This is a genomic window from Rhizobium aouanii (genome assembly GCF_037002925.1).
Classification (GTDB): Bacteria; Pseudomonadota; Alphaproteobacteria; order Rhizobiales; family Rhizobiaceae; genus Rhizobium; species Rhizobium aouanii.
Genome location: NZ_JBAMYD010000007.1, coordinates 215,055 through 231,943, shown reverse-complemented (window position 1 = coordinate 231,943; position 16,889 = coordinate 215,055). Strand labels below are relative to the sequence as shown.

The 16,889-nt window shown below is 62.3% G+C and carries 11 protein-coding genes; 6 read left to right on the top strand and 5 right to left on the bottom strand.

Annotation, left to right across the window (positions count from 1 at the left end):
• Positions 1 to 206 precede the first annotated feature (206 nt).
• Entirely contained in the window at positions 207 to 980 is a 774-nt protein-coding gene (hisN, locus tag V8P77_RS14770; protein WP_335913124.1) for a histidinol-phosphatase, read from the top strand.
• Between the two features lie 48 nt (positions 981 to 1,028).
• On the opposite strand, the gene V8P77_RS14765 is transcribed toward hisN, so the two are convergent.
• Entirely contained in the window at positions 1,029 to 2,003 is a 975-nt protein-coding gene (locus V8P77_RS14765; protein ID WP_335913123.1) for an alpha/beta fold hydrolase, read from the bottom strand.
• A gap of 403 nt (positions 2,004 to 2,406) precedes the next feature.
• On the opposite strand from V8P77_RS14765, the gene V8P77_RS14760 reads away from it, so the two are divergent.
• Positions 2,407 to 2,877: an Hsp20 family protein gene (locus V8P77_RS14760; protein WP_335913122.1), complete on the top strand. Its 471-nt coding sequence runs from the start codon at positions 2,407 to 2,409 to the stop codon at positions 2,875 to 2,877.
• Positions 2,878 to 2,936: 59 nt separating this feature from the next.
• On the opposite strand, the gene V8P77_RS14755 is transcribed toward V8P77_RS14760, so the two are convergent.
• A complete protein-coding gene (locus tag V8P77_RS14755) occupies positions 2,937 to 3,986 on the bottom strand; it encodes a bile acid:sodium symporter family protein (RefSeq protein WP_335913121.1) in 1,050 nt (349 codons plus the stop codon).
• Positions 3,987 to 4,031: 45 nt separating this feature from the next.
• Between V8P77_RS14755 and V8P77_RS14750 the strand changes: the two genes are divergently transcribed.
• Entirely contained in the window at positions 4,032 to 4,886 is an 855-nt protein-coding gene (locus V8P77_RS14750) for a LysR substrate-binding domain-containing protein (RefSeq protein WP_025396008.1), read from the top strand.
• A 55-nt stretch (positions 4,887 to 4,941) separates the two neighbouring features.
• On the opposite strand, the gene V8P77_RS14745 is transcribed toward V8P77_RS14750, so the two are convergent.
• On the bottom strand, positions 4,942 to 5,994 hold the full coding sequence (locus V8P77_RS14745) for a threonine aldolase family protein (protein ID WP_335913120.1): 1,053 nt from the start codon (positions 5,992 to 5,994) through the stop codon (positions 4,942 to 4,944).
• 539 nt (positions 5,995 to 6,533) lie between these two features.
• Here V8P77_RS14745 and gltB point away from each other — a divergent pair.
• On the top strand, positions 6,534 to 11,258 hold the full coding sequence (gltB, locus tag V8P77_RS14740) for a glutamate synthase large subunit (protein WP_335913119.1): 4,725 nt from the start codon (positions 6,534 to 6,536) through the stop codon (positions 11,256 to 11,258).
• 226 nt (positions 11,259 to 11,484) lie between these two features.
• Positions 11,485 to 12,939 (top strand): glutamate synthase subunit beta, encoded by a 1,455-nt coding sequence (locus V8P77_RS14735; RefSeq protein ID WP_163883593.1) that lies wholly within the window; start codon positions 11,485 to 11,487, stop codon positions 12,937 to 12,939.
• 189 nt (positions 12,940 to 13,128) lie between these two features.
• On the opposite strand, the gene V8P77_RS14730 is transcribed toward V8P77_RS14735, so the two are convergent.
• Entirely contained in the window at positions 13,129 to 14,367 is a 1,239-nt protein-coding gene (locus V8P77_RS14730) for an SGNH/GDSL hydrolase family protein (RefSeq protein WP_335913118.1), read from the bottom strand.
• 173 nt (positions 14,368 to 14,540) lie between these two features.
• Positions 14,541 to 15,764 (bottom strand): lytic murein transglycosylase, encoded by a 1,224-nt coding sequence (locus V8P77_RS14725; RefSeq protein WP_335913117.1) that lies wholly within the window; start codon positions 15,762 to 15,764, stop codon positions 14,541 to 14,543.
• 207 nt (positions 15,765 to 15,971) lie between these two features.
• Here V8P77_RS14725 and galU point away from each other — a divergent pair, with 207 nt between their 5' ends.
• Positions 15,972 to 16,859, top strand: coding sequence for a UTP--glucose-1-phosphate uridylyltransferase GalU (gene galU / locus V8P77_RS14720; RefSeq protein ID WP_335913116.1), 888 nt, complete (start codon positions 15,972 to 15,974; stop codon positions 16,857 to 16,859).
• Positions 16,860 to 16,889 lie beyond the last annotated feature (30 nt).

Here is a 16,889-nt window from a genome sequence, read left to right as displayed (position 1 = left end):
GGCTAAGTCTAGGGAGGAAACACCCAAGGAGGGTATTTACAGTCAGAAGACTGTATGAAGACGCTACTATTGCATTGCACAAATGTCAAGCAATATATTGCGCTGCGATATCTTTGTGCAACTAAACCCTATTTGCCTGCTGCGTTTGCATTCCCGTCGCTTTTCGCTATGAAAAGCGCCACTCCCGCCAGCCAAACGGATCCAACATGTTTCCTGACCGTTCGTTCTTCAATCGCCTGGCGGAGGCTGCCCGCGCCGAAACGCTGCCGCGTTTCCGCTCCGGCCTCGATGTCACGAACAAGCTTTCCTCCGGTTTCGATCCGGTGACGGAGGGCGACCGGGCGGCCGAACTCGCCATCCGGGCGCTGATCGAGGAGAATTTCCCCGACCACGGCATTCTCGGCGAGGAACATGGCGATGTCGGCCTCGACCGCGAATATGTCTGGGTGATTGATCCGATCGACGGCACGCGCGCCTTCATATCGGGTGTGCCGGTGTGGGGAACGCTGATCGGCCTGCAGAAAGCGGGCCGGGCGATCATGGGCATGATCGAGCAACCCTTTACCGGCGAGCGTTATTTCGCCGACCAGAACGGCTCGATCTATACCGGGCCGGAGGGCGAGCGACGGCTGGCGACGCGCCAGTGCGACACGCTTTCGAACGCCATCCTGTTCACCACCTCACCGCATCTCTTTGCCGGCGAGGAGATGGAGAAATACCGCGAGATCGAAGGCCAGGTGCGGCTTTTCCGCTATGGCTGCGACTGCTATGCCTATGCGCTGCTTGCCGCCGGCCATATCGATCTGGTCGTGGAAAACAGCCTGAAGCCCTATGACGTCGGCGGCATCATTCCCGTCATCGAAGGGGCGGGCGGCCTCATCACCACCTGGGACGGCGGACGGCCGGAAAACGGCGGCTCGATCATCGCCGCCGGCAGCCAGGCGGTCTACGAACAGGCAATCGCCATCCTGCAGCGCTGATCCCGGGGTGAGCAGCGCTGATCCCCCGGTCGGCAAAGCCGATCCGTCTCACGTGCCGAGGGCGGCGACGTCCTGGTTTTCTTCGGCATCGCTGCCGGGAATGAAGGCGTGGAAGGCGGCAAGGGCGGCGGCGCGATAGATATCGCGCTCCTGGAAGATTTCGTGACGGGCGCCGTTGATCGGCACCAGTTGGCCGGCGCGGAAGTAACGCGAGAGCCGCTCCTGCGCCGTGTAGGGCACGACACCGTCACGCGTCGGGGCGATGACGATGGTCGGGATGGTGATCGAGAAGAGATGGTAGGGTGAGGTGACCCGGTCCATCGTGCGGAAAGCCTCGATCAGCCAGCGGGCCGTCGGCGGCCCGAGCGTCAATTCCGGATAGGCCTTCATCATCGCGACATTGCGCTCGAAGCGGTGTTCGTCCGAGGTCAGCGGATTGTCGCTGAAGTTCGGCTCCTTCAGTTTTGAGGTCAGCGGCAGGAAGCCGAGGCCGACGGCGGTCAGCGTGCCGGCGAGAGCGCGGATGACGCGGGGCGAGGCCGACTGGCCGGTCAGGCCGATGAAGGGCGCCGACAGCACCATGCGATCGATACGGGTGGCGAGATAGGGCGCGGCCGAGAGTGCGATCAGGCCACCTGTGGAATGGGCGAGCAGATAGAAGGGCAGGCGGGTATCCGGCAGCACCACCTTTTCCAGGAAGGTATCGAGATCACGCTCGTAATCGGCAAAGCGGCGGATGTGGCCGTGGTTGCGGCGCTTCATGAGCCGCGATGAACCGCCTTGGCCGCGCAGATCGAAGGTCGCGACCCAGAGACCCTTAGCGGTAAGGTCGCGGATGGTCTCGAAATATTTCTCGATATATTCGTTTCGGCCATGCAAGATGACGACGGTGCCCTTGGCAATCTGGCCGCTGGAGCGGAAGACGGCGTAACGCAGTTGGTGGCCGTCATGGGTTTCGAAGAACCCCTCCGTGCGGTTTTCCGGGGCGGGATTATCGGGCGTCGAATAGAGAACCTGATCCATGACTTTGCCAATGCGCCGCTGCTGACTGCTTCGCATCAGGGATAGCGCATGGCATCCGGCTTGGAAAGCGGTGGGGAAAAGGGCCGGCAGGAGCATGAGGGTGCTCGCGGCCGGCCGAAGTTGAGGCTGAAGAAGAAGGGACGATGCACTTCAGCCATCGGGACCAGATTCACCCGACGCCTGAATCCTAGGCGAATGCGCCTGAACGCGCTCCGAACCGGTCGTTCATGCGGGGTTCACAGGCCGATCAAGGCGATTGCAAAAAGGTCTTGAACTCCTCGAATCCCATCACCATTTCCTTTCTGCGGGTGCCGAACAGGGCCTGCGCAACCGTCCCAAGGCCGCCAAAGATGGGGTCTCAGGGGCATTTCATCGCAACACGTCGCTTCCACAGGAGGACATCATGCGTCACGTAGACTTCTCTCCCCTTTATCGTTCGACCGTCGGTTTCGACCGGCTCTTCACCATGCTCGACAGCCTTGCCCAGCCGGAGCAGGCGCAAACCTATCCGCCCTATAATATCGAGCGCACTGGTGAAAACACCTATCGCATCACCATGGCGGTTGCCGGTTTCGACGAAACCGAACTTTCGATCGAAGCCCATGCCCACGTGCTGTCGGTGAAGGGTGAAAAGAACGAGGAACCTGCCGAAGGCGGCGAATTCCTCTACCGTGGCATTGCCAAGCGCGCCTTCGAGCGCCGCTTCCAGCTTGCCGACCATGTCGAGGTGACCGCCGCTTCGCTGAAGAACGGCCTGTTGCACATCGACCTTCTGCGCAACATTCCCGAGGCCATGAAGCCCCGCAAGATCGCAATTGCCGCAGAACCGGTCGAGGCTCCAAAGGCCATCGAAGCGCAGGTCATCAACGGCTAATCATATCCCACGGGATAAAACGGACGGCGCTCCATCGGAGCGCCGTTTTTTATTGCGGCTCAGGCCGGGCTGGCGGCTTCGTCTATCTCTTTTTGCGTTGCGCGGCGGGCCGCGGCGGCAGCGTATTTCTGGGCGATGGCGGCGCATACCATCAGCTGGATCTGGTGAAACAGCATCAGCGGCAACACGATCGCGCCGATCGACTGGCCGGCGAAAATGACGTTGGCCATCGGCACGCCACTTGCGAGGCTCTTCTTCGAGCCGCAGAAGGTGATGGTGATCTCGTCTGCCTTGTTGAAGCCCATCCAGCGGCTGCCGAACATCGTCAGCACCAGGACAATTGCCAGCAGGACCATGTCGGCGACGATGACGACGGCGATATCGGCGATCGAGAAGGTGTGCCACAGGCCCTCGACGACAGCCGTGCTGAAGGCCAGATAGACGACCATCAGGATCGAGCCGCGGTCGACAGGCATCAGGATCTTCTTCTTGGCGCGAATCCAGTCGCCGATCCAGGGCTGCAGAACCTGGCCGATGAGGAAGGGGGCAAGCAGCTGCAGCAGGATCTGCTCCAATGCGTCGAAGGAGAAGCCGCCATGGCCGCCGACGGAAAACAGCAGGCCGACGAGCAGCGGCGTCAGGAACATGCCGAAGATGTTGGATGCCGAGGCCGAGCAGATAGCGGCAGGCACGTTGCCGCCCGCCATCGAGGTAAAGGCGATCGACGACTGCACCGTCGACGGCAGCACACAGAGGAAGAGAATGCCGAGGTAAAGCGGCTGCGGCAGGATCGTGTCCGGGATCCATCCCAGCGCCATGCCGAGCAGCGGGAAGATGCCGAAGGTCGTCAGCAGGATGACGAGATGCAGGCGCCAGTGCAAGAGGCCTGATATGACGACGTCGCGCGACAGACGGGCGCCATGCAGGAAAAACAGCGCCGCGATGGCAAGGTCGGTGGCGATGCCGAAATAGTCTGCGAATGTGCCGCTTGCCGGCAGCAACGAGGCGAGGATGACGGTACAGACGAGCAGGATGGTGAATGTATCGGGCAGAAAGCGGCGCATGGCGGTCTCGCGGCTAGATAAAACAGTCATTGTTCTGTCGTGCATTATGATCCAGGATGCAAGGAATAACAGTTATCGAGAAGCTGGATCATGCTGGACCTTTCGCAATTGCGCAGTTTCGTCGCCGTCGAGCAGATGGGCAGTTTTACGCTCGCCGCAGAAAGGCTCGGCCTCGGGCAGTCGACGGTCAGCCAGCACATCCAGCGGCTGGAGACGGCGCTCGGGCGCAGGCTGCTGGCGCGCGACACGCATAAGGTGATGCTGACCGGCGATGGCGAGGCGCTGTTGTCGCATGCACGCGCCATGCTTTCGATCGAGGGGCAGGTGCAGTCGCTGTTTAAGAGCCACAGCCTGCGCGGCAGCCTGCGGCTCGGCGTGTCGGAGGATTTCGTCACCAGCCAGCTGCCGGCGGTGCTCGAGGATTTCGTTCGTTCGCACCCTTCGGTCGACCTCGAACTGACAGTGGCACTATCAGGCGTGCTTTACGAGATGCAGGACAATGGCGAGATCGATCTGGTGCTCGCCAAGCGCCGGCTCGGCGATGCGCGCGGAAAACTCGTCTATCGCGAGCCGCTCGTCTGGCTGGCGCGCGACCCCGAGCGTGTGCTTGCCTCGGGCCCTTTACCGCTGATCGCCTTTCCGCCGCCGAGCGTCACACGGGTGATCGCGCTCGAAGCGCTCGGGCGAAACGGGGTGCCGTGGCGGATCGTTTGCACCTGCGGCAGCCTGAGCGGGCTGACGGCAGCGGCGCGGGCCGGGATGGGCGTGCTGGTGCAGCCGCGCAGCATGGCGCCGTCCGGCCTGAAGGAGATCGCTGCGGGAAAGCTTCCGGTGCTGGAGGACGTGGAATTCGTGCTGGTTCCGCGCAAGGGCGCGGATCAGGCGCTGGTTTCAGCACTGTCGGAGGATATTCTGCAAAAGGTGAGGGGGCTGAGGTCGGCGTGAGGCTTTGCCCGTCACCGAAAGGCCTGCCGGGCCGGCAAGCCTTTCCAGCAGGCGATCAGGCGGCCAGGCACTTCAGGAAGCCATCAACATCCGCTTCGGTGGTCGCGAAGCTGGTGACGAGACGGATCAGGGTTTCGCTTTCGGAAACGAGTTCGGGCATTGCCGCCGGGACTGGCCATTCGTAAAATTTCGCGCCCTTTTCCTCCGCGATTTTTGCGGCACTTTTGCTGACGACGGCAAAGACTTCGTTGGACGCGGTCGGCCAGGCGAGGCGGGCGGAGTTGCTGGTGGCGATGCCGGCGCGCAGCCTGTCGGCCATGCCGTTCGAATGGCGGGCGAGATCGAGCCAGAGACCGTTTTCGAAATAGGCATCGAACTGGGCGGCGATGAAACGCGACTTGGAGAAGAGCTGGGCGGCGCGCTTGCGGATGAAGGGCATTTCCCGGGCTTGATCCGGATTGAAGAAGACGATCGCTTCGGCACACCAGCAGCCGTTCTTGGTGCCGCCGAAGGACAGCATGTCGACGCCGCGCTTCCAGGTCATTTCGGCCGGGGTGGCACTGAGCGCGACCAGGGCGTTGGCGAAGCGGGCGCCGTCCATGTGGAGCGGCAGATTGCGCTGCCTTGATATGGCGGCGATCTCGCCGATCTCCGGCAGGGAATAGACGGTGCCGATCTCCGTCGCCTGGGTGATGGTCACCGCGCTGGCGCGGCCGTGATGGACGGCGTCCTCGGGAAAGCTTGCGATCTTCGCCGAAAGCTTTGCCGGATCGATCTTGCCGGCTTCGCCGTCAACGGCAACGAGGCGGGCGGAGCCGGAGAAAAATTCCGGCGCGCCGCATTCATCCTCGATCACATGGGCCTCCGAATGGCAGAAGGTGATGCCACCGGGGCGCTGGACGCTTGCCAGCGACAGCGAGTTGGCGGCCGTGCCGGTGGCGACGAAGAAGATCGAAACCTCGCGCTCGAATATCTCGGAAAAACGGGCCTCGACCTTCCTGTCGAGATCGCCGGCGCCATAGGCGGCGGCAAAGCCGGCCGATTCCGTCAGCAGACGTTCGGCAATGGATTTGTGGGCGCCGGCCCAGTTATCGGAAGCAAAGAACATGGGGGAAACCATTGGGAAGGAAGGGGTTGGCAAGGTCCGCAGCGGACATTACGCCAAAGCTTCACAGGATCAAGGTTGTCGCCCGCGACACATCACAGAAATTGAACTACGCAATCAATAAACAAAATAGTACTGCTTGACGTAATTTTCTTTCGTCATCACCGCTGCACAGGCAATCTTCCGTCGCAAATTGACGTTTTTTGCCGGAGCGCTCTTGCAGAGCCGAATGCTTTCTGGCATAGAACTGATAAATTAGGACAGTGTTGCTGTCCTATTTTGGCCTTTATGACCGAAGAGGCGCCGAAAGCCCTGGAACAGACCGGCTTTCACGCTATAGTTCTTCCGAGCGTCAAGCCTCAAGGGGCGGCGCGCGGAGGCGAATGGCAGGCGCGGAACGCGACGGTTTGCTTTCCTTCAAAGCAGATGTCTGCGGCCGATCTTCACAATGCAACAGCGCTGTCATGCGCCGAACCTATCTTCGGGTTGCGGTGCGGGACGAAAAGCCGCCCGCGGCCCCGCGGGCTTCGACAGGAGGAAAGATGATGACGAAGACGCCATCCATGGAAATTGACCGGTTTGCTGCTGCTAATCTGCGCGCGACGGCCAATATGTCCAAATTCGCCTCCGGCCTGCCGAAGAAGCAGGGCCTTTACGATCCGCGCAACGAACATGATGCCTGCGGCGTCGGCTTCGTCGCGCATATGAAGGGCCAGAAGTCGCACCAGATCGTTAAGGACGGCCTGTTCATCCTCGAGAACCTGACGCATCGCGGCGCCGTCGGCGCCGATCCGCTGATGGGTGACGGCGCCGGCATCCTGGTGCAGATCCCCGACCGTTTCTTCCGCGAGGAGATGGCCGAGCAGGGCATCACCCTGCCGCCGGTCGGCGAATATGGCGTCGGCCATATCTTCATGCCGCGGGATGAAAAGCAGATCGAGCACTTCAAGAAGGTGATCAAGGACGTCATCACCGAGGAAGGTCAGGTCTTCATCGGCTTCCGCGACGTGCCCGTCGACAATTCCTCGCTCTCCAAGGCGCCGGCCATTGCCGCAACCGAGCCGCATCATGTGCAGGTCTTCATCGGCGCCGGCGAGGATGCCGAAAACAACGACGAGTTCGAGCGCCGGCTGTTTACGCTGCGCAAGGTGATCTCCAACCGCATCTATGACGAGTTCGACGGCGAGGAGAGCAATTTCTATCCGGTGTCGCTGTCGTCGGCGACGGTGGTCTACAAGGGCATGTTCCTGGCCTATCAGGTCGGCGTCTATTACAAGGACCTGTCGGATCCGCGTTTCGAAAGCGCGGTCGCCCTGGTGCACCAGCGCTTCTCGACCAACACCTTCCCGTCGTGGAAGCTCGCGCATCCCTATCGCATGGTCGCCCATAACGGCGAGATCAACACGCTGCGCGGCAACGTCAACTGGATGGCGGCGCGCCAGGCGTCGGTCTCCTCACCGCTGTTCGGCGAGGATATCTCCAAGCTCTGGCCGATCTCCTACGAGGGGCAGTCGGACACGGCCTGCTTCGACAATGCGCTCGAATTCCTGGTGCGCGGCGGTTATTCGATGGCGCATGCCGTGATGATGCTGATCCCGGAAGCCTGGGCCGGCAACCAGTCGATGGCGGCCGAACGCAAGGCCTTCTACGAATATCATGCGGCACTGATGGAGCCCTGGGACGGACCGGCTGCCGTCGCCTTTACCGACGGCAAGCAGATCGGCGCGACGCTCGACCGCAACGGCCTGCGGCCGGCGCGCTACCTCGTCACCGATGACGACCGCGTCATCATGGCGTCCGAAGCCGGCGTGCTGCCGGTTCCGGAGGAGAAGATCATCCAGAAGTGGCGCCTGCAGCCGGGCAAGATGCTGCTGATCGATATGGAGGAAGGCCGCATCATCTCCGACGACGAGGTGAAGTCGCAGCTGGCGACGGCGCATCCCTATCGCAGCTGGCTCAACCGCACCCAGCTCATCCTCGAAGACCTGAAGCCGGTGGAGCCGCGGGCGCTGCGCCGCGACGTCTCGCTGCTCGACCGCCAGCAGGCCTTCGGCTACACGCTCGAGGATACACGCATCCTGATGTCGCCGATGGCGACGACAGGCCAGGAAGCGATCGGCTCGATGGGCACGGATACGCCGATCTCGGCGATGTCGGAAAAGCCGAAACTGCTCTACACCTATTTCAAGCAGAACTTCGCGCAGGTGACCAACCCGCCGATCGACCCGATCCGCGAGGAACTGGTGATGAGCCTGGTTTCCTTCATCGGGCCGCGGCCGAACATTCTCGACCATGAGGGCGCGGCGAACGCCAAGCGGCTCGAGGTTCGTCAGCCGATCCTGACCAATGGTGATCTCGAGAAGATCCGCTCGATCGGCCATACGGAAGACCGTTTCGACACCAAGACGCTCGATTTCACCTATGATATCGAGCGTGGCGCCGAAGGCATGCCCGAGATGCTCGATCGGCTCTGCGAGCGCGCGGAAGCGGCCGTCAGGGGCGGCTATAACATCATCGTGCTTTCCGACCGCCAGATCGGGCCGGACCGGATCGCCATTCCCGCGTTGCTCGCCACAGCTGCCGTGCATCACCATCTGATCCGCAAGGGGCTGCGCACCTCGGTCGGTCTCGTCGTCGAGACCGGAGAGCCGCGCGAAGTCCATCATTTCTGCCTGCTCGCCGGCTACGGCGCCGAGGCGATCAACCCTTATCTCGCCTTCGACACGCTGCTCGACATGCATGCCAAGGGCGAATTCCCGAAGGAAGTGGATGCTTCCGAAATCGTCTACCGCTACATCAAGGCGGTCGGCAAAGGCATCCTCAAGGTCATGTCGAAGATGGGCATTTCGACCTACCAGTCCTATTGCGGCGCGCAGATCTTCGATGCGATCGGCCTGCAGTCGGAGTTCATCGATAAATACTTCTTCGGAACCGCGACGATGATCGAGGGCGTCGGCCTCGAGGCGATTGCCGCAGAGACCGTCGCCCGCCATAATGCGGCCTTCGGCACGGATCCGCTTCTTGCCACGACGCTCGATATCGGCGGCGAATATGCCTACCGTATGCGCGGCGAAAGCCATGCCTGGACGCCGGATGCGGTCGCAGCCCTCCAGCATGCCGTGCGCGGCAATGCCGAGGACCGCTACCGCGAATTCGCCGATATGGTGAACAATTCGGCGCTGCGCATGAACACGATCCGCGGTCTCTTCAAGATGAAGAGTGCCGAGGCGCTCGGCCGTACGCCGGTATCGATCGACGAGGTCGAGCCGGCGGCCGATATCGTCAAGCGTTTCTCGACGGGGGCGATGTCCTTCGGCTCGATTTCCAGGGAGGCGCATACGACGCTGGCGATCGCCATGAACCGGATCGGCGGCAAGTCGAACACCGGCGAGGGCGGCGAAGAATCCGACCGCTATATACCGCTGGCCAATGGTTCGATGAACCCGGAACGTTCGGCGATCAAGCAGATCGCCTCGGGCCGCTTCGGCGTCACCACCGAATATCTCGTCAATGCCGACGTGCTGCAGATCAAGGTGGCGCAGGGCGCCAAGCCTGGCGAAGGCGGCCAGCTGCCGGGTCACAAGGTTGACGCGACGGTTGCCAAGACCCGCCACTCGACCCCGGGTGTCGGCCTGATCTCGCCGCCGCCGCACCACGACATCTATTCGATCGAAGATCTGGCGCAGCTGATCTACGATCTGAAGAACGTCAACCCGACTGCCGATGTTTCGGTCAAGCTGGTCTCGGAAGTCGGCGTCGGCACGGTCGCTGCCGGTGTCGCCAAGGCGCGCGCCGACCATATCACGGTCGCCGGCTTCGACGGCGGCACGGGTGCGTCGCCGCTGACCTCGCTCAAACATGCCGGCAGCCCCTGGGAAATCGGCCTTGCCGAGACCCAGCAGACGCTGGTGCTGAACGGATTGCGTTCACGCGTCGCCCTGCAGGTGGACGGTGGCCTGAAGACCGGCCGCGACGTGATTATCGGGGCGCTGCTTGGAGCCGACGAGTTCGGCTTTGCCACCGCGCCGCTGATCGCCGCCGGCTGCATCATGATGCGCAAGTGCCATCTCAACACCTGTCCGGTGGGCGTGGCGACCCAGGATCCGGTGCTGCGCAAGCGCTTCAAGGGCGCGCCGGAGCACGTCATCAACTATTTCTTCTTCGTCGCCAACGAAGTGCGCGAAATCCTCGCCTCGCTGGGCTTCACCCGGCTTGACCAGATCATCGGCGCTTCGGAGCTGCTGGAGAAGGACGAGATGCTGAACCACTGGAAGGCGAAGGGCCTCGACTTCAGCCGCATCTTCCACAAGGTCGACGCTCCCAAGGAAGAGACCTTCTGGACGAGCCGGCAGAAGCACCCGATCGACGACATTCTCGACCGCGTGCTGATCGAGCAGGCGCAGCCGGCGCTGACGGCCAAGACGCCCGTCGCCTTCGAGGTCGGCATCAAGAACGTCGACCGTTCGGCGGGAGCGATGCTTTCCGGCGAAGTCGCCAAGCGCTTCCGCCATCGCGGGCTGAAGGAAGACACGATCAACGTGACGCTTCGCGGCACGGCGGGACAGAGCTTCGGCGCCTTCCTGGCGCGCGGCGTCACCTTCAACCTGATCGGCGACGGTAACGACTATGTCGGCAAGGGCCTTTCGGGCGGCAAGATTATCATCCGGCCGCCGGAGAATTCGAGGATCGTGGCCGAGGACTCGATCATCGTCGGCAACACCGTGCTTTATGGTGCGACCGAGGGCGAATGCTACTTCCGCGGTGTGGCAGGCGAACGTTTCGCCGTGCGCAATTCGGGCGCGATCGCTATCGTCGAGGGTGTCGGCGACCATGGCTGCGAATACATGACCGGCGGCGTCGTCGTCGTGCTCGGCGCCACGGGCCGCAACTTCGCGGCCGGCATGTCCGGCGGTGTCGCCTACGTGCTCGATGAAACCGGTGATTTCGCCAGCCGCTGCAACATGGCGATGGTCGAGCTCGAGCCGGTGCCTGAGGAGGACGACATGCTGGAGAAGCTGCACCATCACGGCGGCGATCTCATGCACAAGGGACGCGTCGACGTCTCCGGCGACATGACGCGCCATGACGAGGAGCGCCTTTACCAGCTGATCTCCAACCATCTGCATTATACGGGCTCGGCCCGCGCCACTGAGATCCTCGACAACTGGGCCGACTACCGCCCGAAATTCCGCAAGGTCATGCCGGTCGAATACCGGCGTGCGCTCGAGGAAATGGAGCGCAGCCGGATGGGCATCGCTGCGGAATGAATTGCACCGAACATCCGTCATCTGCTGACTGCAGGTGACGGGTGACGAAAATATCTCGATGACCCGTGACGATCACGCCGACGGCGAAAGCTCTCCAGATCGCACGGATGTCTTTCAGGGGATATGGTCCAATGACGGTCAAGACGAGCAACTTGCCCCGGGTACCGGGACTGACGATAGACAGATTGGCTGCGGTGAGGCGGTCATGAGGGTAAGGGACGAAGATATGGGTAAGGTAACAGGGTTTCTGGAAATCGACCGGCAGGTGGCGAAATACCAGCCGGCGTCGGATCGTATCCGTCATTTCCGCGAGTTCACGATCCCGATGTCGGACCCGGAAGTGCAGAAACAGGCAGCCCGCTGCATGGACTGTGGCATCCCCTATTGCCACGGCCCGACCGGCTGCCCTGTTCACAACCAGATTCCCGATTGGAACGACCTCGTCTATAACAACAACTGGGAAGCGGCGATCCAGAACCTGCATTCGACCAACAACTTCCCTGAGTTCACCGGTCGCGTCTGCCCGGCGCCCTGCGAGGAAGCCTGCACGTTGAATCTCGAGGATGCGCCGGTCGCTATCAAGACGGTCGAGCAGGCGATCGCCGACAAGGCCTATGAGCTCGGCTTCATCCGGCCGCAGCCGGCCACGGTCCATACCGGCAAGAAGGTCGCCGTCATCGGCTCCGGCCCCGCCGGCATGGCGGCCGCCCAGCAGCTCGGCCGCGCCGGCCACGAGGTGCATCTCTATGAGCGCGAGACAAAGCCGGGCGGCCTGCTGCGCTACGGCATTCCCGATTTCAAGATGGAGAAGAACTTCATCGACCGCCGCGTCGAGCAGATGAAGGGCGAGGGCGTCACCTTCCATTGCGGCGTCAATGTCGGCGTCGACGTCAAGGTCGAGCAACTGCTCATCGATCACGACGCCGTGCTTTACTGCGGCGGCTCCGAGACGCCGCGCGAGGCGGGCATTCCGGGCACCGACCTTGCGGGCGTGCATGATGCGATGCCCTATCTGGTGCAGCAGAACCGCCGCGTCGGGCGCGAGAACATCGACAGCGTCGGCTGGCCGTCGGACCCGATCCTTGCCGGCGCCAAACATATCGTCGTCGTCGGCGGTGGCGATACGGCTTCGGACTGCGTCGGCACGGCGTTCCGCCAGGGCGCCGTCAAGGTCACCCAGCTCGACATCCGGCCGCAGCCGCCGGAGAAGGAAGACAAGCTTGCCGTCTGGCCCTTCTGGGCGACGAAGATGCGCACCTCCTCCTCGCAGGCCGAGGGTGCCGTGCGCGAATTCCAGGTGGCCACTCTTGAATTCGTCGGCGAAGACGGTGTGCTGACCGGCGTCAAGTGCTGTGAGGTCGACGAGCGCCGGCGGCCGGTTCCAGGCACGGAATTCGTCATCCGGGCCGATCTCGCCTTCATCGCCATCGGTTTCCGCGGCCCGTTTACCGGCAGCGTGCTGAAAGAGCTCGACGGCAAGCTGACGCTCAACACCGACAAGCGCGGCTCGACCAACGTCGTCGCCAACGATCGCGACTACAAGACTTCGGTCGACAAGTTCTGGACGGCGGGCGACGTGCGCCGCGGCCAATCGCTGGTGGTCTGGGCGATTCGTGAAGGCCGCCAGGCGGCGCGCGCGATCGACGAGGAATTGATGGGCTCGACCGTCCTGCCGAACTGAGCATCAGCCGCACAGACCTCCCGAAGACACGAACTCCGCCGCTCCGGCGGAGTTTTTTCATGGTGCGCGGCGCTGTAGTGCGACCTTGACGCGGAGGCTCTGCGCCGCAAGCCCAGGCAATGCCGGGAAGCGAGATTTTCCGCCGGACGCGGGCTCAGAAGGAGCCAGCGGCCACCTTGCGCGGCCTTTTCACTTGACCGAGACTTCGGCCGGCGCCTTAACCGCCGGCAGGCGGTAATCGTCAACGCGGCCGGGAGGTGCGGGCGTCATTTCGCCTTGCTCGACAAGCAGGTCACGCGGCGATCGCGTCAAAGTCATAGGCGGCGGCCTGGCGCCGAGAAGCTCGGCGCCGCCGTCCAGATTGGGATCGGAGAGGCTGATCGGCACGGTATGTTCGACCGGATTGGTGGGAAGGCCGAGGCCGGGCAGATTGCTGGAGTCGAGGCGGACCAGATCGGGGCTTGCCTGCGTGCCGAGAAGACGCCGTGCCGGTTTTTCCACATAGAAGGCAAGCTTGCGCCGGCCGGCCTGGGTCAAGTTGATGCCGTCGGAGGTGCGCAGGCGCACCTGCTGGCCGTTCACATCAGAACCGGTGACGATGAAGTTGCCGTTTTCGTCGACGAAACCATCCCAGATATCGACGAATTCGCCGCCGATGCTTTCGACCTGGTTGCGGTAGAGCTGGTTCATCTGGACGGCATCCGCCGTCATCTGATCGGATTCGAAGGCGGGAAGACCGACCCAGAGCAGCGGGATCTTGCGGTCGGTGACGTCCTTGCCGAAGGAAAGCACGCGGCGGCGATATTCGGTGAACCAGCCGTCGGTGCGGAATTTTTCCTTGGCAGTGTCGGTCACCATCTGCTGGCGGTCGTTGGCGCCGATCATGACGACGACCATTGCCGGCTTCAGCTCGTCGATCATTTTCGGCAGCTGTTCCGGCCAGTCGTAATAATCGTCGCGGACAAGACCTGAGGAAACGTTGCCGCGGGCTTCGACGATGACGCCCGGCGAGGTCTCAAAGGCGGCGGTGAGGCCGTCGCCGAGGCCGCTGGCCAGGAAATCGCCGACGATCAGGATCTTTCGGGCGTCGCCGAGCTTCTGTACGGCCGGCTCCTCTTGGACGGGAGCGCGGACCGGCGGTGCGGTGCGGGTATTGACGATGGCTTTCTGCGCCGGCGGGCGTTTGCGCTGCTGGCGTCTCGGCTGCTGAACCTCAGGGGCTTGTGGCCCGTCGTCGAGATAGCGCCGGCCGAGGAAGAAATCGAGGACCGACCGGCGCTGATAGCGCTGCTCCTGGGCTTCGGCGACATGCGCCGGCGCAGACACGCCAAGGCATAGCGAAGCCGCCGCCAAGGAGAGCACGAGCCAACGGATTTTACGGGTCCGATCAGTTTTCTTCGTCATGGGCAGTTCCGCATCTGCCGGCATCTTGCACGCAGGGTAGGCCAGCGTCCACTCCCGCTAATATCTAGGTCACGGTTCTGCCTGTTGTAGAGCATCATGCCAAAGTGTGTGGGGTTTTCGGGCGATAGCGCGCCCTACTTGTCTGATTCAAATGCGGATTCGGTTTTCCGGCCGATCCGGCCGGAAATCATCCCGGTCTAGCGGCGCAGTGCGTTCAGAAGCGGCAGCGAGGGCTCGCCGTCCGGCTGCATGCCGATGCGAGACTGCACGGCCGATATCGCCGCCTTCGAACCCGAGCCGAAATTACCGTCGACCTCGCCACTGTAATAGCCGAGCGTCTTCAGACGCGTCTGCAGTTCGAATTTCTCGGTGATATCGAGTGCGCCGTTCGGGCGTGGCCAACGCTGCTGCATCCCGCCATAGCCGGCGATCTGGTCGGCCAGCAGGCCGACGGCAAGCGCGTAGCTGTCCGAGGCATTGTAGTTCTTGATGGTGAAGAAGTTGGCGGTCATCAGGAAGCCCGGACCACTGGGCCCGGCCGGCATCTTCAGCACGGCTTTGGTAGCGCTCTCGCGGAAGGCCTTGCCGTTCGGGCGCGTCAGGCCAAGCGCCGCCCATTGGGCCAATGTATGGGTCTTGCCGGCCTGCTTGGCGGCTGCGGCGGGAACGACGACCTCGTAGCCCCAGGTCTTGCCGGTGTCCCAGCCGTTCTTCATCAGGAGATTGGCCGAGGTCGCCAGCGCGTCGGGGATCGAATTCCAGATGTCGCGATGGCCGTTGCCGTCGGCATCGATGGCATAAAGCAGGTAGCTTGTCGGAATGAACTGAGTGTGGCCCATGGCGCCGGCCCAGGAGCCGGTCATCTCGCGTGCCGGCACATCGCCGTTCTGCAGGATCTTCAGCGCGGCGACCAGCTGCTTCTTGGCGAATTTGGCGCGGCTCGGATCGGCATAGGCAAGCGTTGCTAAGGCGCGCGGCACGTAGTGCAGCCGGTCGTCCTTATCGAGGACGGCGCCGTAATTCGATTCCATCGACCAGATGGCGAGCAGAATGCTCTTGTCGACGCCGAAGCGCTGCTCGATCGCAGCGAGCGTCCTTGCGTGCTTCGCGGCCATCTCGCGGCCGATCTTCACCGTATAGGGATTGACGCGGGAATCGACATAGTCCCAGATCTTCGAGGTGAATTCCGGCTGGTAGGCGGCTTTTTCGAGCACGGTCGGATCGGGCTCGCTCACCCCGGAAAAGGCCTTTTGATAGGTTGCCTTACTGATGCCACTCTGAGCGGCAGTTTGGTAAAAATCCGCGATCCATTTCTGGAACCGGGAATCAGCTCTCGCGTTGTCGGGGACCAGCCCAACCTGGGCGGCGACAATGAGAGCGAGAGCAAGACCACGAAGGGAGTTTTTGTGATTCTGGGTCATCGACAGTCGTATCCCACATCTTCAGTTTCAGGCGTAGCAGGGCGTCATGTCCGCCCAGACCCGAGACTACAGGAACGGAGTCAACAAAATCTTTACCATGACCGTCCGCTGAGGTCACCAGTTGCAAAACAGTTGCAATTCTATACTAGCTAGTCAGACGTGAACGGCTTTATTTAAAAGGCGATATAGTCAAAGCAGGAGGCCTGTGTGGCGCATCACAATAAAGTTCGTAAGGCAGTTTTCCCGGTAGCAGGGTTGGGGACACGGTTCCTGCCGGCAACAAAGGCTGTGCCGAAGGAAATGTTGACCGTGGTCGACAAGCCAATCATTCAATATGTCGTCGATGAGGCGATCGAAGCCGGGATCGAGCATCTGGTTTTCGTGACCGGGCGCAACAAGCACGTCATCGAAGATTATTTCGACATTCATTTCGAACTCGAGCAGACTCTCAAGGAGCGCGCCAAGAAGGCGGAAATCACTCTCCTGCAGCAGCAGCTTCCCAAGGCAGGTACGGTGAGCTTTACCCGCCAGCAGGAGCCGCTCGGCCTCGGCCACGCCGTATGGTGCGCCCGCGAGATCGTCGGCGACGAGCCCTTCGCTCTGCTGCTGCCCGACATGATCATGAAGGGCGAAAAGGGCTGCATGAAGGGCATGATCGACCTCTATGCCCAGAGCGGCGGCAATATCATCGCCGTCGAGGAATGCGCGCCGGACCAGGCGCATAAATACGGCATCGTCGGCGTCGGCGAGGCGATCGGCGACGGCTTCCGCATCACTGGCATGGTGGAAAAGCCTGCCAAGGGGACGGCGCCTTCCAACTTCTTCATCAACGGCCGCTATATCCTGCAGCCTGAGATCTTCAGGATCCTCGAAACCCAGGAGCGCGGCGCCGGCAACGAGATCCAGCTCACCGACGGCATGCTGAAGCTGCTGAAGGAACAGGATTTCGCCGGTTACCACTTCCGCGGCGCGACCTACGACTGCGGCGCCAAGGACGGCTTCATCCTGGCGAACGTCGCCTTTGCCCTCGAACGCGCCGATATCCGCCCCTCCGTCGAAGGCGGTTTCAGGGAACTGCTGGCCGGCCTGAAATAAGTCGCAAATTTAATGTGATAGGGCGCCGCG

Coding starts and splice junctions, on each gene's coding strand:
- gltB (WP_335913119.1), top strand. CDS start 6,534: ATGATGACGAAGACGCCATCCATGGAAATTGACCGGTTTGCTGCTGCT.
- V8P77_RS14760 (WP_335913122.1), top strand. CDS start 2,407: ATGCGTCACGTAGACTTCTCTCCCCTTTATCGTTCGACCGTCGGTTTC.
- V8P77_RS14725 (WP_335913117.1), bottom strand. CDS start 15,764: ATGACCCAGAATCACAAAAACTCCCTTCGTGGTCTTGCTCTCGCTCTC.
- V8P77_RS14750 (WP_025396008.1), top strand. CDS start 4,032: ATGCTGGACCTTTCGCAATTGCGCAGTTTCGTCGCCGTCGAGCAGATG.
- V8P77_RS14730 (WP_335913118.1), bottom strand. CDS start 14,367: ATGCCGGCAGATGCGGAACTGCCCATGACGAAGAAAACTGATCGGACC.
- V8P77_RS14765 (WP_335913123.1), bottom strand. CDS start 2,003: ATGGATCAGGTTCTCTATTCGACGCCCGATAATCCCGCCCCGGAAAAC.
- hisN (WP_335913124.1), top strand. CDS start 207: ATGTTTCCTGACCGTTCGTTCTTCAATCGCCTGGCGGAGGCTGCCCGC.
- V8P77_RS14735 (WP_163883593.1), top strand. CDS start 11,485: ATGGGTAAGGTAACAGGGTTTCTGGAAATCGACCGGCAGGTGGCGAAA.
- V8P77_RS14745 (WP_335913120.1), bottom strand. CDS start 5,994: ATGTTCTTTGCTTCCGATAACTGGGCCGGCGCCCACAAATCCATTGCC.
- V8P77_RS14755 (WP_335913121.1), bottom strand. CDS start 3,986: ATGCACGACAGAACAATGACTGTTTTATCTAGCCGCGAGACCGCCATG.